The sequence below is a fragment of the Cellulomonas sp. FA1 genome (genome assembly GCF_000986825.1).
GTDB lineage: Bacteria > Actinomycetota > Actinomycetes > Actinomycetales > Cellulomonadaceae > Cellulomonas > Cellulomonas iranensis.
In genome coordinates this window covers 951891-972363 of the sequence record NZ_LBMY01000001.1, presented here as the reverse complement: position 1 = coordinate 972363, position 20473 = coordinate 951891, and the positions used below count along the sequence as shown (strand labels likewise).

At 77.3% G+C, this 20473-nt stretch carries 21 protein-coding genes and 1 riboswitch; of the genes, 1 reads left to right on the top strand and 20 read right to left on the bottom strand.

The features are described from left to right. Positions 1-3 precede the first annotated feature (3 nt). The 8 genes from GY42_RS04320 to GY42_RS19990 form a co-directional block, all read right to left on the bottom strand. The gene (locus GY42_RS04320) at positions 4-2877 is read right to left on the bottom strand and encodes a DEAD/DEAH box helicase (RefSeq protein WP_046528397.1); all 2874 of its coding nucleotides are present in this window, start codon (positions 2875-2877) and stop codon (positions 4-6) included. Between the two features lie 31 nt (positions 2878-2908). Continuing rightward, entirely contained in the window at positions 2909-3823 is a 915-nt protein-coding gene (locus GY42_RS04315) for a diacylglycerol/lipid kinase family protein (RefSeq protein WP_046528396.1), read from the bottom strand. Then, on the bottom strand, positions 3820-4632 hold the full coding sequence (tatC, locus tag GY42_RS04310; protein ID WP_046530527.1) for a twin-arginine translocase subunit TatC: 813 nt from the start codon (positions 4630-4632) through the stop codon (positions 3820-3822). The genes GY42_RS04315 and tatC overlap by 4 nt, the downstream gene beginning before the upstream one ends. Positions 4633-4672: 40 nt before the next feature. After that, positions 4673-4978, bottom strand: a complete 306-nt coding sequence (gene tatA, locus GY42_RS04305; RefSeq protein WP_046530526.1) for a twin-arginine translocase TatA/TatE family subunit — start codon at positions 4976-4978, stop codon at positions 4673-4675. Between the two features lie 128 nt (positions 4979-5106). Further along, positions 5107-5439 carry a hypothetical protein gene (locus GY42_RS04300; RefSeq protein WP_046528395.1) on the bottom strand — a complete coding sequence of 111 codons (333 nt, stop codon included), beginning with the start codon at positions 5437-5439 and terminating at the stop codon, positions 5107-5109. Between the two features lies 1 nt (position 5440). Beyond that, entirely contained in the window at positions 5441-6421 is a 981-nt protein-coding gene (locus GY42_RS04295; RefSeq protein WP_046528394.1) for a helix-turn-helix transcriptional regulator, read from the bottom strand. After that, a complete protein-coding gene (locus GY42_RS19995; protein ID WP_442856784.1) occupies positions 6414-6704 on the bottom strand; it encodes a hypothetical protein in 291 nt (96 codons plus the stop codon). Before GY42_RS19995 ends, GY42_RS04295 begins: the two co-directional genes overlap by 8 nt. Then, positions 6701-7459, bottom strand: coding sequence for a helix-turn-helix transcriptional regulator (locus GY42_RS19990; RefSeq protein WP_269082298.1), 759 nt, complete (start codon positions 7457-7459; stop codon positions 6701-6703). Before GY42_RS19990 ends, GY42_RS19995 begins: the two co-directional genes overlap by 4 nt. A gap of 72 nt (positions 7460-7531) precedes the next feature. Here GY42_RS19990 and GY42_RS04285 point away from each other — a divergent pair, with 72 nt between their 5' ends. Then, positions 7532-8689 carry a DUF3866 family protein gene (locus GY42_RS04285; RefSeq protein ID WP_046528393.1) on the top strand — a complete coding sequence of 386 codons (1158 nt, stop codon included), beginning with the start codon at positions 7532-7534 and terminating at the stop codon, positions 8687-8689. 81 nt (positions 8690-8770) lie between these two features. Here GY42_RS04285 and GY42_RS04280 read toward each other — a convergent pair whose 3' ends face one another. The 12 genes from GY42_RS04280 to GY42_RS04225 form a co-directional block, all read right to left on the bottom strand. Next, entirely contained in the window at positions 8771-9217 is a 447-nt protein-coding gene (locus GY42_RS04280) for a PH domain-containing protein (protein ID WP_046528392.1), read from the bottom strand. Between the two features lies 1 nt (position 9218). Beyond that, positions 9219-10067 (bottom strand): ATP phosphoribosyltransferase, encoded by an 849-nt coding sequence (hisG, locus tag GY42_RS04275; RefSeq protein WP_046528391.1) that lies wholly within the window; start codon positions 10065-10067, stop codon positions 9219-9221. A 40-nt stretch (positions 10068-10107) separates the two neighbouring features. Then, complete coding sequence (locus tag GY42_RS04270) at positions 10108-10371, bottom strand: phosphoribosyl-ATP diphosphatase (RefSeq protein ID WP_046530525.1); 264 nt, start codon at positions 10369-10371, stop codon at positions 10108-10110. A 67-nt stretch (positions 10372-10438) separates the two neighbouring features. Beyond that, on the bottom strand, positions 10439-11137 hold the full coding sequence (gene pnuC, locus GY42_RS04265; protein WP_046528390.1) for a nicotinamide riboside transporter PnuC: 699 nt from the start codon (positions 11135-11137) through the stop codon (positions 10439-10441). A 1-nt stretch (position 11138) separates the two neighbouring features. After that, positions 11139-11603, bottom strand: a complete 465-nt coding sequence (ribH, locus tag GY42_RS04260) for a 6,7-dimethyl-8-ribityllumazine synthase (protein WP_046528389.1) — start codon at positions 11601-11603, stop codon at positions 11139-11141. After that, a complete protein-coding gene (locus GY42_RS04255) occupies positions 11600-12967 on the bottom strand; it encodes a bifunctional 3,4-dihydroxy-2-butanone-4-phosphate synthase/GTP cyclohydrolase II (protein WP_046530524.1) in 1368 nt (455 codons plus the stop codon). The genes ribH and GY42_RS04255 overlap by 4 nt, the downstream gene beginning before the upstream one ends. Before the next feature lie 38 nt (positions 12968-13005). Next, the gene (locus GY42_RS04250; RefSeq protein WP_046528388.1) at positions 13006-13620 is read right to left on the bottom strand and encodes a riboflavin synthase; all 615 of its coding nucleotides are present in this window, start codon (positions 13618-13620) and stop codon (positions 13006-13008) included. Further along, positions 13620-14699, bottom strand: a complete 1080-nt coding sequence (gene ribD / locus GY42_RS04245) for a bifunctional diaminohydroxyphosphoribosylaminopyrimidine deaminase/5-amino-6-(5-phosphoribosylamino)uracil reductase RibD (RefSeq protein WP_046528387.1) — start codon at positions 14697-14699, stop codon at positions 13620-13622. Before ribD ends, GY42_RS04250 begins: the two co-directional genes overlap by 1 nt. 85 nt (positions 14700-14784) lie before the next feature. Further along, positions 14785-14918, bottom strand: a riboswitch (FMN riboswitch). A 105-nt stretch (positions 14919-15023) separates the two neighbouring features. Beyond that, complete coding sequence (rpe, locus tag GY42_RS04240; protein ID WP_046528386.1) at positions 15024-15695, bottom strand: ribulose-phosphate 3-epimerase; 672 nt, start codon at positions 15693-15695, stop codon at positions 15024-15026. A 66-nt stretch (positions 15696-15761) separates the two neighbouring features. Next, complete coding sequence (locus GY42_RS04235; protein WP_046528385.1) at positions 15762-17396, bottom strand: RsmB/NOP family class I SAM-dependent RNA methyltransferase; 1635 nt, start codon at positions 17394-17396, stop codon at positions 15762-15764. After that, positions 17393-18352: a methionyl-tRNA formyltransferase gene (fmt, locus tag GY42_RS04230; protein WP_046528384.1), complete on the bottom strand. Its 960-nt coding sequence runs from the start codon at positions 18350-18352 to the stop codon at positions 17393-17395. The genes GY42_RS04235 and fmt overlap by 4 nt, the downstream gene beginning before the upstream one ends. 39 nt (positions 18353-18391) lie before the next feature. After that, the gene (locus GY42_RS04225; RefSeq protein ID WP_236686710.1) at positions 18392-20365 is read right to left on the bottom strand and encodes a primosomal protein N'; all 1974 of its coding nucleotides are present in this window, start codon (positions 20363-20365) and stop codon (positions 18392-18394) included. Positions 20366-20473: the final 108 nt, after the last annotated feature.

The following is a 20473-nucleotide window of genomic DNA, read 5'->3' as shown; positions in this document are numbered from 1 at the left end:
CCGTCAGACCGCCGAGTACGCGACCACGCCGCGGCGCAGCCCCAGCACGGCACGCTCCGCAGTCGTCCGCAGGCGGGCCGTCGGCGCGGCCCCCGCGACCTGGTCGAGCACGTCGATGACCTGCTTGCACCACCGCACGAAGTCGCCGGCCGCGAGGTCCGACCCCCGCAGCACCGCGTCGAGGCTGCGGCCCGCGGCCCACCGGTGGATCGGCTCGACCAGGCCGAGATCGAGGGGCTGGATCGTCTCGAGCCGCGCCGCGTGCTCGAGGTCCTCGAGCTGCGACCACGCGCGCACCGCGGCGTCGAGCGCGCGCCCGAGGCGTCCGTCCGGCCCGCCCGGGACGTGGGCCCCGGTGTCGTCGTCGCGCCGTGAGCGGTACACGAGCGTCGACACCGCGGCGGCGAGGCCCGGCGCGTCGAGCTCGTCCCACACGCCCTGCCGCAGGCACTCGGCGAGCACGAGGTCGTTCTCGGCGTAGAGGCGGCGCAGCCACTGCCCGTCCGGCGTCACGGCGAGCGTGCCGTCGTCGTCGAGGGCGAGGTAGCCGAGGGTCCGCAGCACGTCGCACGTGCGGTCGAACACGGCGGCGATCGAGCCGGTACGGCCCGCGATGCGCCGCACGAGCGCCGCGTGCTCGTCGCGCAGCCGCTCCCACCGCTCGGCCCACCGCGCGTGGTCCTCACGGTCGGGGCAGCGGTGGCAGGGGTGCGCCCGCAGCTCGCGGCGCAGCGCCTCCAGCGCGGCGTCCTCCGCGGCGGCCGTCCGCGCCCGGTCGCGGCGTCCCCCCGGGCGCCCCGAGGGGGTCACGTCGAGCTCGTCGAGCCGCGACCGCAGTCGCGCCGCGAGGTCGCGTCGCGCGGCGGGCACCCGGACCTGGAAGCCGCCGGGCACCTTGAGCCGGCCGACCGTCCGCAGGCCCGTGCCGACGTCGGCCACCGTGAGCCGGCGCACCTGGCGGTCCGTCGTCAGCACGGTCGGCCGCGGACCGTCGAACCCGCCCGGCCCGCCCGGGTCCACCACGACCGCGTGCTGCGCCCGCCTGCCCACGGGGATCTCGACGACGTCACCGGTCTTCAGGCCGTCGAGCGTGCGTGCGACGTCCGCGCGGCGCGCCGCGGCCGCGTCCTTGGCCAGGCCGCGCTCGCGGTCGGTGATCGCGCGTCGCAGGCCCATGTACTGCGCGAAGTCCCCGAGGTGGCACGACATGGCCTCGGCGTACCCCTCGAGCGCCTCGGCGTGCGCCTGCGCCTGCCGCGCGAGCCCGACGACGCCGCGGTCGGCCTGGAACTGCGCGAACGAGGTCTCGAGCACCTCGCGCGCGCGTTCACGCCCGACCTGCGCGACGAGGTTGACGGACATGTTGTACGTCGGCCGGAACGACGAGCGCAGCGGGTACAGGCGGCGCGAGGCCAGGCCCGCGAGCTGCACGGGGTCGAGGCCCGCGTGCGCGACGACGACCGCGTGCCCCTCGGTGTCGATGCCGCGGCGTCCGGCGCGCCCGGTGAGCTGCGTGTACTCCCCCGGCGTGATGTCGACGTGCGCGCTGCCGTCCCACTTGACGAGCTTCTCGAGCACGACCGAGCGCGCGGGCATGTTGATGCCGAGCGCGAGGGTCTCGGTCGCGAACACGACCTTGACCCAGCCGCGCGAGAACAGGTCCTCGACGGTCTCCTTGAACAGCGGCAGCATGCCGGCGTGGTGCGCCGCGACGCCGCGTACGGCGGCCTCGACGAACCGGTCGTACCCCAGCACGGCGAGGTCCTCGGGCGGGATCGCCGCGCAGCGCTCCTCGACGAGGAGGCGGATCTCGGACTGCTCGCGGGGGTTCGTCAGCCGGACGCCGGCGCGCAGGCACTGCTCGACGGCGGACTCGCACCCGGCGCGCGAGAAGATGAACACGATCGCGGGCAGCAGGTCGGCCTGCGCGAGCTCGTCGACGACGACGAACCGGGGCGTGGGGCGCACGCCTCCGCCGCCGCGGTGGGGGCCGGGGCCGCCGCGTCCGCGGCCGCCGCGGTCGCCGGGCCCGCGGCGCGGCGGCCCGCCGGGCAGCTGACGGCGCAGGAGCTGCGCGAGGTCGGGGTTGATGGGCGGGTCGACGCCGGGGTCCGTGGGGTCGACGTGGCCTGCGTACAGCTCGAGGAGCCGGTCGTCGACCATGACGTGCTGCCCGAGCGGCACGGGGCGGTGCTCGCTGACGACGACGGTGGTGTCGCCGCGCACGGTCGCGAGCCAGTCGCCGAACTCCTCGGCGTTGGACACGGTCGCGGACAGGGACACGAGCTGCACGTCGTCGGGCAGGTGGATGATCACCTCTTCCCACACGGGCCCGCGGAACCGGTCGGCGAGGTAGTGCACCTCGTCCATGACGACGTACCCGAGCCCGGTGAGCGCGGGTGACCCCGCGTACAGCATGTTGCGCAGGACCTCGGTGGTCATGACGACGACGTCGGCGTCGCCGTTGACGTTGGTGTCGCCGGTGAGCAGGCCGACGCGGTCGGCGCCGTGCACGCGCGCGAGGTCGGCGTACTTCTGGTTCGACAGGGCCTTGATGGGTGTCGTGTAGAACGCCTTGCGGCCCGCGGCGAGCGCGAGGTGGACCGCGAACTCCCCCACGACGGTCTTGCCCGCACCCGTGGGGGCGGCGACGAGCACGCCGCTGCCGCGCTCGAGCGCCGCGCACGCCTCGACCTGGAAGTCGTCGAGCGGGAAGTCGAGGCGGGCGCGGAACGTCGCGAGCTCGCCGTGGTCGGCCCCGGCGCGGCGGCGTGCGGCGGCGTAGCGCTCGGCGGGCGACGGCTCGGCGGGGCTGGTGGTCCGGGCCGCCGGTGCGGCGGCGGACGTGATGCGGGTGCGGCGGCGACGGGAGGGCACGCGCCCACCCTAGGCACGCCGTGCCGGTGCGCTAGCCGAGCACGCCGAGCGCGCCCGGCACGACCTCGACCTCGAGCGGCAGGGCTCCGAGGTGCTCGCCGTCCGCGAACGCGGCGGGCGGCGCGGGGCCGAGGTCGGGCACGTGCTCGACCGTGACGCGCGACCCCCGCAGGACCTGCACGCGCGGGTCGTGGACGTGGCTGCCCCGGTACAGGCGCGGGAAGAGCCCGACGACGTCGCGGCGCGTGAGCGGTCCCGCGACGACGACGTCGAGCAGCCCGTCGTCGGGGGTCGCCCCGGGGGCGACGCGCAGGCCGCCGCCGAACCACGCGGTGTTCGCGACCGCGACGACCGTGCCCGGAGCCTCCCAGAGCGTGCCGTCGACGCGCACGCGGTACCCGTAGGGCCGGAACGCCGCGATCTCGGGGACCAGGGCGCGCACGTACCGCGCGTGGCCGTGCGGCCAGCGCAGCGTGTTGGCCCGCGCGTTGACGGCCGCGTCGACGCCGCACGACAGGACGCCCGCGTACCAGCGGACCCCGCCGTCGCCCCCGCGGGTCACGCGGACCGCGTCGACGCGGCGGGCGCCGGTGCGCAGCGCGGCGTCGAGGACCGCGACGGCACGGTCGGCGTCGCCGCGCGGCAGGCCGAGCGCGCGGGCCACGTCGTTGCCGGTGCCGACGGCGACGATCCCGAGCGGCAGCGCGGTGCCGGCGACGAGGCCGACACCGAGGTGCACCATGCCGTCGCCGCCGACGACGACGAGCGCGTCGAGGCCCTCGGTCACGGCGGCGCGCGCACGGTCGGTCGCCTGGACGAGGCTCGGCGCGGACAGGTCCCGGACTGTGTGCCCGGCGCGCGCCAGCAGGCGGTGCGTGCGCTCCCCCACGACGCCGCCGCGACCGTCGCCCGCGACGGGGTTGACCACGAGGCCGAGGGTGCTCACGCGGTGCCCGGTGCGGCGCCGCCACCTCGCGCGTCGGCGTCCTCGCCGGGCATCGTGCCGTCGAGCCGCGGCAGGCCCTGCGCGACGAGCCGGCGGTCGAGCCGGCGGTCGTGCAGGTGGCACACGCCGATCGCGACGAAGAACAGCACGCAGATGGGGATCGCCACCACGATCATCGAGATCGCGTCAGGTGTGGGCGTGGCCACGGCCGCGAACGTGAACGCGATGACGACCGCCCAGCGCCAGCCCGCCAGCCAGGCGCGTGCCCGCACGAGCCCGGCGAAGTTCAGGGCGACCATGACGACGGGCAGCAGGAACCCGACGCCGAACGCGAGCACGATGCGCATGACGAAGCTGAGGTACAGCTGCGCGTCGACCCAGTTGGTGGTCTCGGCGGGGGCGAAGTCGGTGAGCAGGCGCACCGCGTTGGGCAGCGCCCAGAACGCGAGTGCGGCGCCTGAGAGGAACAGGGGCACGCCCGCGGCGATGAACCCGACCGCGTAGCCGCGCTCGCGGCGCGTGAGCCCCGGCGTGATGAAGGCCCACAGCTGGTACATCCACCACGGGCTCGTGCCGAGCACCCCGAGGAACAGCGAGACCTTGATCTGGACGTCGAAGGCCGTGGCGACGCCCTGGAAGTTGAGCGACACGGTGTCCCCGCGCCGGGCGGCGACGTCCAGGATGGGCCGCTGCAGCAGCTGGAACACCGGGTCGTAGAAGAACCAGCCGACGACCGTGCCGACGACGAGCCCGACGGCGATGAGCGTGAGCCGCCGGCGCAGCTCGCGCAGGTGCGCGCGCAGCGGCATCCGGCCGCCGTCGGCGGCGGGCGTGCGGGTCACGGGCGGGTCAGGAGCGCGGCGCGGCGGGCGGTGCAGGCGGCGGCGGGGGGACCTCGGAGCCCTCGGGTGCCGTGGTGGCGACCGGGTCGGGCGCACCCGGGGCCGGGGGCGTCGTCGTGGAGGTCGTCGTCGCGGGACCGGGCGTGGCGGGTGCGGACGTCGACGTGCCGTCACCCGTGAGGTCCTGCATCTCCTTCTTGAAGATCTTCAGCGACTGCCCCATGCTCCGCGCGACTCCCGGCAGCCGGTTCGCGCCGAACAGCAGCAGGACGACGACGAGCAGGATGACGGCGTGCGTCGGGGTGAGCCTCATGACGAGTCCGTTCCCTCGGATGGGTGGCGGTGCTGACCGCTCCGAGTCTACGGGGTGGCCCGGGGTTGTCGAAGCGCTTCGCCGGGATGCGTCCCGATTCGTGACCTCCGCGGGGGTGACCGCCGGTCTCAGCCGAACCAGCGGCGCGACGCGTCGGCGACGGTGTCGCGGTGCCGCGCACGTCGCTGCGCGCGCTGCCGGCGGCGGACCGCGCGCAGCTCCTCGAGCCGCGCACCGAGCACCTCGGCGTCCGCCCCCAGGGTGGGGCGGGTCTCCCGCTGGGCGTCGCGGGCGCGGGCCTCGAGCTCCGCGGCCTGCTGCGACACGCGCTCGGCCACCTCGCCGGCGCGGGCCAGCTCCTCGCCGAGGCCGACCAGGGAGCGCCACAGGCGCCGACCCAGCAGGAACGCGCCGCCGAGCGTGCCCAGCACGAGCAGCGTCCACACGGTGAACCAGAGCACGTCAGACCTCCCCCGCGCCCAGCAGCGGCGCGTAGGCGTCGAGCGCCGCGCGTGCGGCCGCGGCCGTGTCCTGCGCCACCTCGACGGGGCGCACGTCGAGCACGTCGTCCGCGACCTGCAGCAGCAGGTGCCGCAACCACGCGGGCTGCACGACCCGCAGCTCGACCTCGAACGACCCGTCGCCGCGCTCGTGCGTGCGCTCGACCGGCACGGACTCGGCCACCCAGCGCGCGCGGCCCGCGAGCCGGACGGTCACGAGCTCGCCCGACGCGTCCGGCTGGAACACGTCGGCGTCGGCCGCGACGTCGTGCGACTGCGCCGCGGCGGGCAGCACGGTCGCCTCGACGACGCGGTCGAGGCGGAACAGCCGCTCCGCGTCGGCCGCGAGCGACCACGCCAGCAGGTACGAGCGGTCGTCCTCGCTCACGAGGCGCACCGGGTCCACGTCGCGCTCGGTCGCGACGTCCGACGCGTCCACGTACCGCAGGCGCAGGCGACGCCGCTCGGCGAGCGCCGTGCCGATAGCGGCGGCCACCGCGGGCGCCGCGCCGACCTGCAGCTCGACCTCGACGGGCGCCGCGGCCGTGGCGTCACCCGTGGCGGCCTGCACCTTGGCGAGCACCGAGTCCAGGGCCGCGGCGCGGTCGGCGTCGAGCGCGGGCCGCAGCGCGGCGAGCGAGCGCAGGGCCGCGAGCAGCGCGACGCCCTCGCGGGGCCCCAGGCGCAGCGGGCGGGTCATGCCGCGCGACTCGGTCAGCCGCACGACGCCCTGCTCGTAGGACGCGGCGTCGAAGTCGATGAGGTCGTCCGGCAGGTAGCCCGGCGTGCCCGTGACCCACAGCGTGTCGATGTCGGCCATCACCTGCTCGGGCGGGACGCCGAACTGCGCCGCGAGCTGCTCGACGGGCACGTCGTCGTGCCGTTCGAGGTACGCCACGATCCCCAGCATCCGCACCAGGCGGTCGCTCGCGCGCTCAGGCACCGCGCACCTCCTCCACGCCGCCGCTCACGCGCGCACCCGCGCGGTCGAGCGTCGCGGCGACCCGCAGCATCCCCACGACCTGGTCGCGCACGTCCGCCGGCTCGAGCACGACCACCGCGTCGCCGTACCCGACGACCTCCTCGGCGAGCTCCCAGCCCAGCCGGTACGGCACCGCGACGAGCTCACGCCCCGCGAGCACGCGGTCGGCGCCCACGGGCAGCGTCACGTCGGGCGGCACCGGCACGGCGCGGGCGCGCACGGCACCGGCGCGCTCCGGGGTCACCGCCAGCAGCGCCGTGCGCTCGGGCCCGTCGCCCACCCACGCGCGCGACGCGTCCGCGAGCTCCTCGGGCGTCGGGGCCGTGAACCCCCCGGCAGGGCCCAGCGGCCGCACGGCCCCCGGATGCGGCTGAGGCGGAAGGACCGGCTCGCCCCGCGGTCGCGGTCCCGGGCGAGGAGCACCCAGCCGCCGCGGCGCGCCAGCAGCTTCCACGGCTCGACGCGCCGCTCGCGCACCTCGCCCGTCGTCGCCGCGTGGTACGTGAAGCGCACGGCCTGCCGGTTCTGCACGGCGTCGACGAGCGGTCCGAACGCGTCGCCGCCCGCACGCACGCGCGGCGCGAGACCCGCGACCAGGTCGGCCGCACCGGGCTCGGCCCCGACGGCGCGCAGCTTGGTCAGCGCACGCGTCGAGTCGGCGCGCAGCGACTGGTCCTGCCACACCTGCGCGGCGAGCGCGAGGACGCCGAGCTCGGCGGCCGTGAGCTCGACGGCGGGCAGCGACCAGTGCTCGACGTCGATGCGGTAGCCGATGTCGTCGCCGTGCCCCGCGTGCGTCACCGTGAGCACCGGGATGCCCAGGTCGCGCAGCGTGTCCTTGTCGCGCTCGAACATCCGCTCGAACGCGTCGTCGGAGCGCGCGTCGCCGTACCCGGCCACGGACGAGCGCACCTGCTCCTTCGTCATCCGTCCCGGCGTGTTGACCAGGGCGATGACGAGGTTGAGCAGGCGCTCGGCGGGGGGGATCGCGGGGGGCATCGGGCACCACGGTAGTCGCAGCGGGCGCCCCGCCCGACCCGGTGACGTGCGGCGCGCCGGTACCGTGGGCGCGTGATCGCGTGGCGTGCCGGAGTCGTGACGGAGTGCCGGGCCCGGTGGGACGGTGCGTGCGAGTCGACCGTGGCCCTCGAGGGCGAGGACCGCACGGTGCGTGCGCTGTCCTACCCGCACCTCGTGGGCGAGGTCGTGCCGGGCGCGCGCGTGCTGCTCAACGTCACCGCGCTGGTCCGCGGGCTCGGCACCGGCGGGTACGCCCTCGTGGTCGCCCGCACCGACGCGCTCGTGCCCGACCCGCTGCCCGGACCGGGTCACCTCGTCAAGGCGCGGTACACGCCGCTGCAGGCGATGGTCCTGGGGGTCGACGACCAGGAGTCCCCGCACCACGACGTGCTGCGCGACGCCGACGACCTCGCCGGGATGCCCGTCGTCGTGGCGGACCTGCACTCGGCGCTGCCCGCCGTGGTCGCCGGTGCGCGCGCCGCGGCCGTGACCGCCGGGCGGCCCGCGCCCCGCGTGGTGTACGTCATGACCGACGGCGGTGCGCTGCCGGCGTGGTTCTCGCGCGCGGTCGACGCCCTGCGCACCGCGGGGTGGATCGACGCGTGCGTGACCACCGGCCAGGCGTTCGGCGGCGACCTCGAGGCCGTCACCGTGCACACCGGGCTGCTCGCCGCGCGGCACGTCCTCGACGCGGACCTCGTGGTCGTCGCGCAGGGCCCCGGGAACCTCGGCACCGGCACCCGCTGGGGCTTCTCCGGCGTCGCCGCCGGCGAGGCGCTCAACGCGGCCGCGACCCTCGGCGGTCGGCCCGTCGCGTCGCTGCGGATCTCGGGCGCCGACGCGCGCGAGCGGCACCTCGGGGTGTCGCACCACTCCCTGACCGCCTACGGGCGCGTCGCGCTCGCGGCCTGCGACGTCGTCGTGCCGGCCTTCGCGCCCGACCTGCCGGGCACGCCGCAGGACCTGCTCGCCGAGCCGGGGTCGGGCGCGTGGGCGGCGCTCGCGGACCGGGTGGACGCGCAGGTCGCGACGCTCGTGGCACCGCGGGGGCGGCACCGCGCGGTGCGCGTCGCCGCCGACGACGCGCTGCTGGACGCGCTGCGCGAGGCCCCCGTGACGCTGTCGACGATGGGGCGGCGGCTGGACGCGGACCCGGCCGCGTTCCTCGCGGCGGCCGTCGCGGGCGTGCACGCGGTGCGCGCGGGCTGACGGTCCGCTCCCCCGGTCGGACGCCGCGGCCGAGCGTGCGGGGCGAGCTGGTCGCTCGTCGGGCCCGCGCGCGGCCGTCAGTCAGTCGTCGCGGGCGGTCGTCGTCCGGCGGGCCACGAGCGTCGCGAGGCGGCGGGCCTCCTGCTCGGCGAACGCGCCGTCGGCGCGCTGCACGCCCATGACGGCGAGCGTGTCGCCGTCGGCGAGGTCGAGCTGCACCCAGGCCCGGCCCTGACCGAAGCGCACCGAGACGATCTGCGCCCAGTCGACGTGCGTCGTGACGAGGAGGTTCCGCACCAGCAGACCCGTCGCGTCGGGCACCGCGCGCACGGACGCCTGCCGCCAGCAGAACCACGCGATGAGCAGCCCGAACAGCGCGAACCCGGTCTGGTCGAGCGGTGCGAGCCCCGGCATGGTCAGCACCAGCACGGCCGTGAGCGCGAGCACGACGACGGCCACCGCGAGCGTCACGACGCGCGCGAGGCGCGGGCGGAACGGTGCGGCGAGCGCGTCGTCGGGCGTGGGCACGTCAGATCCGGCAGGCGAGGATGGAGGTCACGAGGATCGCGCGCGCGCCGACGTCGTACAGCGCGTCCATGACGCGGTTGGTCTGGCTGCGCGGCACCATCGCGCGCACCGCGGCCCACTCGCCGTTGTGCAGCGGCGACACCGTGGGCGACTCGAGGCCGGGGGTGATCGCGACCGCGTCGTCGACGAGGTGCAGCGGCACGTCGTAGTCCATGAGGACGTACTCGCGCGCGGTCAGCACGCCCTGCAGGCGCCGCGTGAGCGTGTCGAGCCCCGCGGGCTGGTCGACGTCGGCGCGCCGGATGAGCACGGCCTCGGAGCGCAGGATCGGCTCGCCGAAGACCTCGAGGCCCGCGGCGCGCAGCGTCGAGCCGGTCTCGACGACGTCGGCGATCACGTCGGCGACGCCGAGGCGGATCGCGGACTCGACGGCGCCGTCGAGGCGCACGACGGCCTCGGGCTCGACGCCGCGCTCGCGCAGGTACGCCGCGACGAGCTCGGCGTACGACGTCGCGACGCGCAGCCCGGCGATCTGCCGCGCGTCGGTCAGGCGTCCGGCGGCGCCGGCGAACCGGAACGTCGAGCGCGCGAAGCCGAGCGGCAGGTGCTCGACCGCCTCCGACGCGGAGTCGATGAGCAGGTCGCGGCCCGTGATCCCGACGTCGACGGTGCCGGCGCCGACGTACACGGCGACGTCGCGGGGACGCAGGAAGAAGAACTCGACGTCGTTGTCCGGGTCGGGCAGCACGAGCTCGCGGGAGTCGCGGCGCTGGCGGTACCCCGCCTCGCGCAGCATCTCGGCGGCGGGCTCCGACAGCGAGCCCTTGTTGGGGACGGCGATCCTCAGCACGGTGTCCTCGGGTGGTTCGGTGGGGTGAGGTGGGGGCGCGTCACAGGTGCGTGTACACGTCCTGCAGCGTCAGGCCCTTGGCGAGCATGAGCACCTGCAGGTGGTACAGCAGCTGGGAGATCTCCTCGGCGGCGCGCTCGTCGGACTCGTGCTCGGCGGCCATCCACACCTCGGCGGCCTCCTCGACGATCTTCTTGCCGATGGCGTGCACGCCCGCGTCCAGCTCGGCGACCGTGCCCGAGCCCGCGGGGCGGGTCGTGGCCTTGTCGGACAGCTCGGCGAACAGCGCGTCGAAGGTCTTCACGACCGACCAGCCTAGACGCGCGACGGCGCGGGTCGCGCCGCCGTCCACGTCCGCGGACGTGCGGACGTCAGGCGGTCGGGACGCGCTCGTCCACGGCGTCGGCCGCGGCGGCCGTGTCCCGGGCGCGCCACCACACGACGAACCCGTAGAGGACGACGGCGCCGTAGACCGCGTAGAGCACGGCCGACGGGTAGTACCCGGCGGACAGCAGCAGCGGGACGCCGACCGCGTCGACCGCGATCCAGATGAGCCAGAACTCGATCCAGCCGCGGGCCATGCCGTACGTCGCGAGCATCGAGCCGACGAAGATCCACGCGTCCGCCCACGGGCCCCACGAGCCGAGCGCCGAGAACACCGCTGCGCACGCGGCGGTGCCGACCACCGCGACCGAGCCGATGAGGAGCCAGCCGGAGCGACCCGCCCAGCGGGGCACGACCGCCGGTGCGTCGGCGTCGCCGCCCGCGGCCGCGGCCCGCTGCGCGCCGCGCCACCGCACCCAGCCGTACACCGACACGATGACGAAGAACACCTGCCGCCCGGCCTGGCCGTACAGGTCGGTCTGCTGCGGCGTGTGGAACACGCCCCCGAGGAACACCGTGAACAGCAGCACGTTGCCCACGACGCCCACGGGCCACGCCCACACGCGGCGTCGCAGGCCGCCGACCGCGGCCGCGAGGCCGAACAGGTTGCCGACGATCTCGCGCCACAGCACGTCGTACCCCGCGACCGTCAGCGTCGCGTCGAACAGCCAGCCGAGCGGGCCCACGTCACAGCCCCCGCAGCGCGAGGACCGTCGCGACCGCGGCCTGCGCGGCCTCGGCGCCCTTGTCCTCGTGGGACCCGGCCAGCCCGGCGCGGTCGAGCGCCTGCTGCTCGTCGTCGCACGTGAGCACGCCGAAGCCGACGGGCACGCCCGTGCGCACAGCGACGTCCGTGAGGCCCACGGTCGCGGCCTGGCACACGTACTCGAAGTGCGGCGTGCCCCCGCGGATCACGACGCCCAGCGCCACGACGGCGTCGGCGTCCTGCGCGGCGCGCGCCGCGGCCACGGGCAGCTCGAACGTGCCGGGCACGCGCACGACGCGCACGTCCGTGACGTGCGCGTCGTCGAGCGCGCGGCGGGCCCCGGCGATCAGGCCGTCCATGACGGTCGTGTGCCAGCTCGCGGCGACGACCGTGACGCGCAGCCCGGTGCCGTCGACGTCCAGGGTGGGCGATCCTGCGCCGCTCATGCCAGCTCCTCCAGGGGGTCAAACGCGTGGTCGGTCGTGTCGGTGCCCACGGTCGTGGGCGCGGCGTGCACCGGGTCGACCCGCACGGGGTCGCCGGGCGCCGGGGTCCCGGACGCACCGGGGGCGTCCGGTGCGTCGTCGAGGTGCAGCAGGTGCCCCATGCTCGTGGCCTTGGTGCGCAGGTACGCCTCGTTGTGCGGGGTGCGTCCCACCTCGAGCGCCCGCACCTGCGTGACCTCGACGCCGTGCGCGCGCAGGCCCGTGACCTTGGCGGGGTTGTTCGTCAGCAGGCGGACGCGGCGCGCGCCGAGGTCCGTGAGGATCGCGGCGGCCGCGCCGTACTCGCGCCGGTCCGCGGGCCAGCCGAGGTCGACGTTCGCCTCGACCGTGTCGCGGCCCGCGTCCTGCAGCGCGTACGCCGCGACCTTCGCGAGCAGCCCGATCCCCCGCCCCTCGTGCCCCCGCAGGTAGACGACCGCGCCGCCCTCCGCGGCGGCGATCCGCAGGGCCGCGTCGAGCTGCGGGCCGCAGTCGCACCGGGCCGAGCCGAACGCGTCGCCCGTGAGGCACTCGGAGTGCACGCGCACCGGCGGCTCGTCGACGAGGCCCGAGGCCGCCACGAGCGCGACGTGCTCGTCACCCGTGCGCAGGTCGCGGTACCCGTGCACCCGGAACTCGCCGTGCGCGGTCGGCAGGTACGCGGTGTGCGTCGCGTGCACGCGCGGCTGCTCCGGGGCGGTGCCGGCGGCGGGTGCGACGTCGTCGTGCGCGAGGCGCCACGCCTGCAGGTCCGCGATCGTCAGCAGCACCAGGCCCGCCTCGGCGGCGATCGCCGCCGCCTCCGGCAGCCGCACCATCCGACCGTCGTCGCGCACCAGCTCGGCGATCGCCCCGACCGGCTCCAGGCCGGCCAGCCGGCACAGGTCGACCGCGGCCTCGGTGTGCCCCGCCCGGTGCAGCACGCCCCCGGGCACCGCGCGCAGCGGCAGCACGTGCCCGGGGCGGATCAGGTCGCCGCGGCCCGACGCCGGGTCGGCCAGCACGCGCAGCGTGCGCGCCCGGTCCGCCGCCGAGATGCCCGTCGTCACACCCGTGGCCGCGTCGACCGTCACGGTGTACGCGGTGCGGCGCGGGTCCTGGCTGCTCGGCACCATGAGCGGCAGGTCGAGCGCGTCCGCGCGCTCGGCCGGCATCGGCGCGCACAGGTAGCCCGACGAGCGGCGGATCGTCCACGCCACCCACTCGGGCGTCGCGGACTGCGCCGCGAGCACGACGTCCGCCTCGTCCTCCCGGTCCGCGGAGTCCGCGACGAGCACGGGACGGCCCGCCCGCAGCGCGTCGAGCGCCTCCTCGACCGTGCCCACGCGGACCTCGTCCCCGACCGGACCCGGGGCGTGCCCGCTCACCGCAGCGCCCCGGACGTCGCGAGCAGCCGCTCGGTGTACTTCGCGAGCACGTCCACCTCGAGGTTCACGGCCGCGCCCGGTGCCAGGCTGCCCAGCGTCGTGACCTCGAGCGTCGTCGGGATCAGGGAGACCCCGAACACGTCGTCGCCCACGTGCGTGACCGTCAGCGACACGCCCGACACCGCGACCGACCCCTTCTCCGCGACGTACCGCGCGAGCGCCGGGTCCAGACCGATCTCCACGTCGTCCCACCGCGGCCCCGGGCGGCGCGAGCGCACCACGCCGACGCCGTCGACGTGCCCCTGCACGACGTGCCCGCCGTACCGGCCGCCCACCGCCAGCGCCCGCTCCAGGTTGACCCGGTCCCCCACGACGAGCGCGCCCAGCGCCGAGCGGCGCAACGTCTCCGGCATGACGTCCGCGACGAACGTGCCGTCGCCCGGCAGCTCCGCGACCGTCAGGCACACGCCGCTCACCGCGATCGAGTCCCCCAGGCGCGCGTCGGACGTCACCAGGTCGCCCCGCACCCGCAGCCGCGCGTCACCCCCCGCGTCCGCACCGGCCTCCAGCGCGACGACCGTGCCCAGCTCCTCGACGATGCCCGTGAACATCAGCGCTCCTCCAGCGACGTGGCGGACGCGTGCGCGGCCGACCGGGGTTCGGGGGTCGCGACGACCAGCACGTCGGGCCCCAGCGGGTGGACCTCGCGCGGCACCAGCCGCACGGCGTCCTCGATCGAGCGCACGCCCAGGTCGCCCAGCGCGGCCGGCCCGGCGCCGAGCAGCACCGGCGCCACGTACGCGTGCACCTCGTCGACCAGGCCCGCCGCGACGAACGCCGCCGCCAGCGTCGGCCCGCCCTCGACCAGCACGTGCCGCACCTCGCGCGCGTGCAGCGCCGCGAGGACCCGCGCCGGGTCGTGCGTGCGCAGCGGGACCAGCTCGCCGCCCGGGCCGCGCAGCCGCGCGTCGGCGGGCACGTCCCGGTACCCGACCACGACCCGCAGCGGCTGGTGCTCCACGAGCGACCCGTCACCTGTGCGCGCCGTCAACGACGGGTCGTCGGCCAGCGCCGTACCCGTCCCCACGACGATCGCCCCCACCTCCGCGCGCAGCCCGTGCGCGTGCCGCCGCGCGACGTCCGACGTGATCCACCGGCTGCTGCCGTCCGCCGCCGCGACCCGACCGTCGAGCGACGCCGCGAGCTTCAGCGTCACGAACGGGCGCCCGCGCGTCACCGCGGGCAGCCACGCCCCCAGCGCCGCGACGCCCTCGTCCGCGAGCACGCCCGTGACCACCTCGACCCCCGCGTCGTGCAGCCGCCGCGCACCCCCGGCCGCGACCGGGTTCGGGTCCGCCACGCCCACCACGACCCGCGCGACGCCCGCCGCCAGCAGCGCCAGCGAGCACGGCCCCGTGCGGCCCACGTGGTCGCACGGCTCGAGCGTCACCACGGCCGTCGCACCCCGCACGTCCGCGCCGCGCTCGCGGGCGTCGGCCAGCGCCGCGACCTCGGCATGGGGCGTGCCCGCCCCCCGGTGCCAGCCCTCCCCGAGGGCCGTGCCGTCGGCGGCGAGCAGCACGCAGCCCACACGCGGGTTGGGCCCCAGGGGACCGCGCGACGCGAGCTCCAGCGCACGCGTCATCGCGGCCAGCTCGCACGGGCGGACGGCCGCCGTCGTCGTCACCATGCCCCGCACCTCCGTCGCCTCGACAGGCTCCGGGGTGCACGGGCGTACGACGCACCGTCACGGCGCGCGCAGGGGCGCACCGTGCACGCGTCTCCTCCCATCCGGACTTTCACCGTCGGTCCTGGAGTTCCACCAGGTCAACCGCTCGCCCCTCGCGGGGCTCACGGGTCGCGGACTGTCACCGCCGGCTCGGACTTTCACCGACCCCGGAGCACGTGTGTGTTCTGCAACGATGATGCCACAGCGGTCATTCCCGCCACGCGCACCGCCCACGACCGCACGGGACGGCCCGTCAGCGGCGCCGCGCCGCGCGCCGCGGGCGGCTCACGCCTCGGTCGTCGGGTGCTCCGCGAGCGAGCGCAGCGCCGCGATCTCGCCGGCCACGTCGTCGGCGCCGTAGACCGCCGAGCCCGCCACGAACACGTTCGCCCCGGCGCGCGCGATCCGCCCGATCGTGTCGCGCGACACGCCACCGTCGACCTGCACCCAGGTGTCCGCGCCCGCCGCGACGATCGCCTCACGCGTGCGCCGCACCTTCGCGAGCGTGCCCTCGATGAACGCCTGACCGCCGAACCCCGGCTCGACCGTCATGACGAGCACCATGTCGACCTCGGCCAGCAGGTCGAGGAACGGCTCGACCGGCGTCGCCGGGCGCAGCGCCACCGACGCACGCACGCCGCCCGCCCGCAGCTCGCGCGCGAGCCGGACCGGCGCCTGCGTCGCCTCCGCGTGGAACGTCACCGACCGCGCACCCGCCTCGGCGTACTGCGGCGCCCAGCGGTCCGCGTCCTCGACCATGAGGTGCACGTCGAGCGGCACCGGGCTCACCTCGGCGATCCGCCGCACCACCGGCAGGCCGATCGTCAGGTTCGGCACGAAGTGCTGGTCCATGACGTCGACGTGCGCGTAGTCCGCCGTCGCGATCCGATGCAGGTCGCGCTCGAGGTTGACGAAGTCCGCGGACAGGATGCTCGGGTTGATCAGGACGGGTGCCACGGCCCCACCGTACCGACGCCGCGCGGCACCGGCGCGCCGCGTCCGCCGGCCGTGCGGCGCAGCGGGTCAGAGACGGCGCAGCAGCGTGAGGTGCATCGCGTCCGTGCCGTGCACGTGCGGCCACAGCTGCACGTCCCGCCGGCCCGCGACCGGCTCCCACGACGGCGCCACCCCCGCGACCACCGGCGTCGCGTCCAGCACCTCGACGGACGTGCCCGCGCGCTGCGCGGCCCGCACCGCGTCGTGCACCACCAGCTGCGTCTCCGCCAGGTGCGGCGAGCACGTCACGTACCCCACGACGCCCCCGGGCCGCACCGCCGCGAACGCCGACGCCAGCAGCTCGCGCTGCAACGCGCTCAGCGTCGCGAGGTCGGCGGGCGTGCGCCGCCACCGCGACTCCGGCCGCCGCCGCAGCGCACCCAGCCCCGTGCACGGCGCGTCGAGCAGCACGCGGTCGTACGACCCCGGCTCGACCCGCCCCACCTCGCGACCGTCACCGGTCCGCACCTCCTCGACCGCCGACGCCGGGACGGCCCGCAGCGACTGCGACACGAGTCGCGCGCGGTGCGGCTGCACCTCGTTCGCCACCAGCCGCGCCCCCCGCCCCGCCGCCAGCGCACCCAGCAGTGCGGCCTTGCCCCCCGGGCCCGCGCACAGGTCGAGCCACCGCTCGTCCGGGCCGTCCAGCGGCGCCTCGACGAGCGCGAGCGTCACGAGCTGCGACCCCTCGTCCTGCACGCCCGCACGCCCCTCGCGCACCGCCGTCAGCGCACCGGGGTCCCCGCTGCGCAGCACCAGCGCGGTCGGCACCAGCCCCGCCGGCGCCACCTCCGCCTGCTCGGCGACCTCCGCCGGCTCGACGAGCCCCGGCCGCGCCACGAGCGTCACGCGCGGCGGCGCGTTGTCCGCCGCGAGCAGCGCAGGCAGCTCGTCCGCGGGCCGACCCGACCCCACGAGCGCCTCCCGCAACGACCGCACGACCCACGCCGGGTGGCTCTCGACGGCCGCCAACCGGGCGACCGCGTCCGACCCGTCGGGGTCGGCCGCGTCGCCGATGACCGTGAGCCACTCCTCGGGGGTCCGCTCGGACACCCGGCGCAGCACCGCGTTGACGAACTGCGCGGCACCGGCACCGACGCGCTCGCGGGCGAGCGCAACCGTCTCGGACACCGCCGCGTGCGACGGCACGCGCATGCCGAGCAGCTGGTGCGCGCCCAGGCGCAGCACGTCGAGCACGGGCCCGTCGACCTGGTCGAGCGGCCGCGACGACGCGTGCGCGAGCACCGCGTCGTACCGTCCCCGCAGCCGCAGCGTGCCGTACGCGAGCTCGGTCGCGAAGCCCGCGTCCCGCCCGGTGACGCCCCGCTCGCGCAGCAGCGGCGGCAGCACGAGGTTCGCGTACGCGTCGGACTCGGCGACGGCACGCAGCGCGTCGAAGGCCGCGCCCCGGGCCTGGTCCCCCGTGCGGGCGCGCTGCGACGGGGCCGCGGTCGTCCGGCCCGCGCGGCCCTCCGAGCGCGCCGCGCCGCGCTGCCGTCCCCGCGTGTCACGCCGCTGCTCCTGGCCGTCCCGCCGGCCGGCGCCACCCTGGCCGCGACGGTCGCCGCTCCCCTGGCCGCGGCACTCGCCGCCTCCCTGGCCGCGGCGCTCGCCGCCTCCCTGGCCGCGGCGCTCGCCGCCCTGGCGTCCGTCGGCGCTCACGCGTGCTCCCCCTGCTCCGGCGTGCCGGCGCCGAGGACCGTGCCGGGCGCGAGACGCGCACCGCGTGCCCAGTCCGCCGCGGGCATCGGACGCTTGCCCGGCGCGGTCACGTCGCCGAGGCGCACCGCGCCGCTGCCCGTCCCCACGAGGACCTCCCGCTTGTCCGCGCGGACCTCGCCCGGTCGCAGGTCGGTGACGTCGGGCACGACGCGCACGGGCCCGAGCCCCAGGCGCTGACCGTCGGGGATGGTCGTCCAGGCGCCGGGCGCGGGCGTGCAGCCGCGGACGCGCCGGTCGACCACGTGCGCCGGGTGCGTCCAGCGCACGAGCGCGTCGTCGGGCGTGAGCTTCGGTGCGTGGCTGACGCCGTCGTGCGGCTGCGGCACGGCGTGCAGCGTGCCGTCCTCGAGCGCGTCGAGCGTGCGGACCAGCAGCTCGGCGCCCGCGACCGCGAGGCGACCCAGCAGGTCCCCCGTCGTGTCGGTGGGCCGGATGGTCTCGGTGAGGGTGCCGAGCACGGGCCCGGTGTCGAGGCCCTCCTCGATCACGAAGGTCGACGCGCCGGTCACCTCGTCGCCCGCCATGAGCGCGCGCTGCACGGGGGCCGCACCGCGCCACGCGGGCAGCACCGAGAAGTGCAGGTTGACCCAGCCGTGCGTCGGCACGGCCAGCAGCTCCGCCGGGACGAGGACGCCGTACGCGACGACCGGCGCGGCGTCCACGCGCAGGTCGCGGATCTGCTGGACCACCTCGGGGTCGCGCAGCGTGCGCGGCGTCAGCACCGGCACGCCGCGGTCGCGCGCGAGCGCCGCGACCGGGGACGGCTGCAGCGTGCGACCACGTCCCACGCGTGCGTCCGGTCGGGTCAGCACGGCCACCACCTCGTGCCGGGAGCCCAGCAGGGCCTCGAGCGAGGGCACGGCGGCCGCGGGACTCCCCGCGAAGAGCAGACGCATGGACCCGATCCTAGGTCGCGTGCCGCGCCGGCCCGTGCGTCACAGCAGGTCGGCCGGGTCGACCTGGACGCGCACGGCGCCCCCCTCGCGGCGTGCGCTGCGGATCGCGACCGACGCCGCCACCGCGCGCGCGAGCTCGGCCCCGCGCGCGGGCGGCACCCGCAGCAGCGCACGCACCTCGGGCTCGAGCGCCGCACCCTGCTGCGGGTCCGCGGGCAGCGGCACGGGCCCCAGCACCTCCAGGGCGTCGACCGTCACGCGCGCGACGACCGCGGCGACCGCGTCGCGCGTGCCCGTGAGGGCCGCGACGCGCACCGCGGGCGGCAGCGCGAGCTCGGCGCGCTCGTCGAGCTCGCGCACCGCGAGACCGGCCGGGTCCCACCGGACGAGGGCCTGCGTCGGACGCGCGGCGCCGTCCCCCACGAGGAGCACCTGCCCGCCGTCGGTCGCGGAGCGCACGAGCGCCGCGGCGCCCAGCCAGCGGCGCAGCGCGTCGACCTCGGCGCCCAGGTGCTCGCCCGCGCTCGCGACGGCGGCGTCGAGCAGCACGGCCGCGGCGTACCCCGACGCGACGTGGGGCTCGGCCCCCGGCGTGGCGACGACCAGGGCCGGCCGGTCGGGCACCTCGGCCAGCACGCCTCCCGCGGCGCGCGCGCCGGAGACGCGCACGGTCGCCCCCGGGAACGCGCGGCCCAGCTCCTCGGCCGTCCGCTCGGACCCGACGCGCACCGAGCGCAGCGCCGCGGCACCGCACTCGTCGCAGCGCCAGCCCGTGGCGAGGCGCCCGCACCACCCGCACGAGGGCGGGCCGTCCGCGGACGTCAGCCCCAGCGGCCCGTGGCACGTCGTGCAGCGCGCGGGCGTGCGGCACCGGCCGCACGCGACGACCGGCACGTAGCCGGCGCGCGGCACCTGCACGAGGACGGGGCCGACGGCCAGCGCGTCGCGCATGGCACGCCACGTCGGTGCGGGGAGCCGTGCGGCCGCGGCCGGACCCTCGCGGGCGAGCTCGACGCTCGTGAGCGCCCGCACACGTGCGGTCCTCGCGCGCACCGTCGCCCGCTCGGCGGCGACCTCGTGCGCCCAGCCGGTGGCCACCAGGTGCTGCGCCTCGACCGTCCGCGCGTGGCCGCCCACGAGCAGCGCGGCGCCCTCGAGCTCGGACCGCAGCGCGAGGACCTCGCGCACGTGCGGGTACGGCGCACGCGGCTCGGCGTGCTGCAGGTCGCCGTCGTCCCAGCAGACGGCCAGGCCGAGGTCGGCGACCGGGGCGAACGCCGACGCGCGCGTGCCCACGACGACGCGTGCGCTCCCCCGCAGCGTCGCGAGGAAGGCGCGGTACCGCGCCGCGGGGCCGTCGTCGGCGACGAGGCGCGCGACCGGGCCGCCCTGCGCGACGTCGACGAGCCCGACCTCGGCGAGGGCGGCGCACACGCGGTCGACGTCCCGCGCGTCCGGCACGACGACGAGCGCACCACGACCGCCGAGCACGCACGTCGCGACGGCCTGCGCGACGGCGGCCGCCCAGCGGTGCGGACCCGGTCCGGGCAGCGCCGTCCAGACGGCGCGTGGTGCGCCGCCGGACAGCACGTGCCGCAGGAACGCGGGCCCGCCGCGGTACGCGTCCCACGCGACCGCCGCGGGTGCGGGCCCGGGCGTCGTGGCGCCCGCCGGGGGCGCAGCACCGTCCTCCCCCTCGACGCGCGCGTGCCGGGGCGGCACGGCGAGGCGCAGCACGTCGGCGAGCGTGCCGGCCCACCGGTCGGCGACGGCGCGGGCGAGCCGCGCGACCTGCGGCGCGACGACGGCCTCCGCCGAGACGACCCGCCGCAGCGGCAGCAGGCGTCCCTCGTGCTCGGCCCGCTCCACGCGCTCCAGCAGCCACCCGTCGACGTCCTGGCCGGCGAACCGCACCTTCACGCGCACGCCCGGCCGGGCGGCGGCGTCGAGGGTGGCGGGGACGACGTACTCGAAGGGCCTGTCCAGGTGCGGGGGCGCCAGGTCGACGCACACCCGCGCGACGGGCAGGTGCTCGGCCGGCCCCGCCGCCGCGGCGCTGCGACGCCGCCGGGCGCCGGCGGCTCGAGCCCCGCGAGGGCGGGCTGCTCGGGCGCGGGGTCG

Bases quoted from the DNA above. Each gene is read 5' to 3' on its own strand.
- fmt (WP_046528384.1), bottom strand. From the start codon at position 18,352: ATGCGTCTGCTCTTCGCGGGGAGTCCCGCGGCCGCCGTGCCCTCGCTC.
- GY42_RS04250 (WP_046528388.1), bottom strand. From the start codon at position 13,620: ATGTTCACGGGCATCGTCGAGGAGCTGGGCACGGTCGTCGCGCTGGAG.
- ribD (WP_046528387.1), bottom strand. From the start codon at position 14,699: ATGGTGACGACGACGGCGGCCGTCCGCCCGTGCGAGCTGGCCGCGATG.
- tatA (WP_046530526.1), bottom strand. From the start codon at position 4,978: ATGAGGCTCACCCCGACGCACGCCGTCATCCTGCTCGTCGTCGTCCTG.
- GY42_RS19990 (WP_269082298.1), bottom strand. From the start codon at position 7,459: ATGCCCCCCGCGATCCCCCCCGCCGAGCGCCTGCTCAACCTCGTCATC.
- ribH (WP_046528389.1), bottom strand. From the start codon at position 11,603: ATGAGCGGCGCAGGATCGCCCACCCTGGACGTCGACGGCACCGGGCTG.
- tatC (WP_046530527.1), bottom strand. From the start codon at position 4,632: ATGCCGCTGCGCGCGCACCTGCGCGAGCTGCGCCGGCGGCTCACGCTC.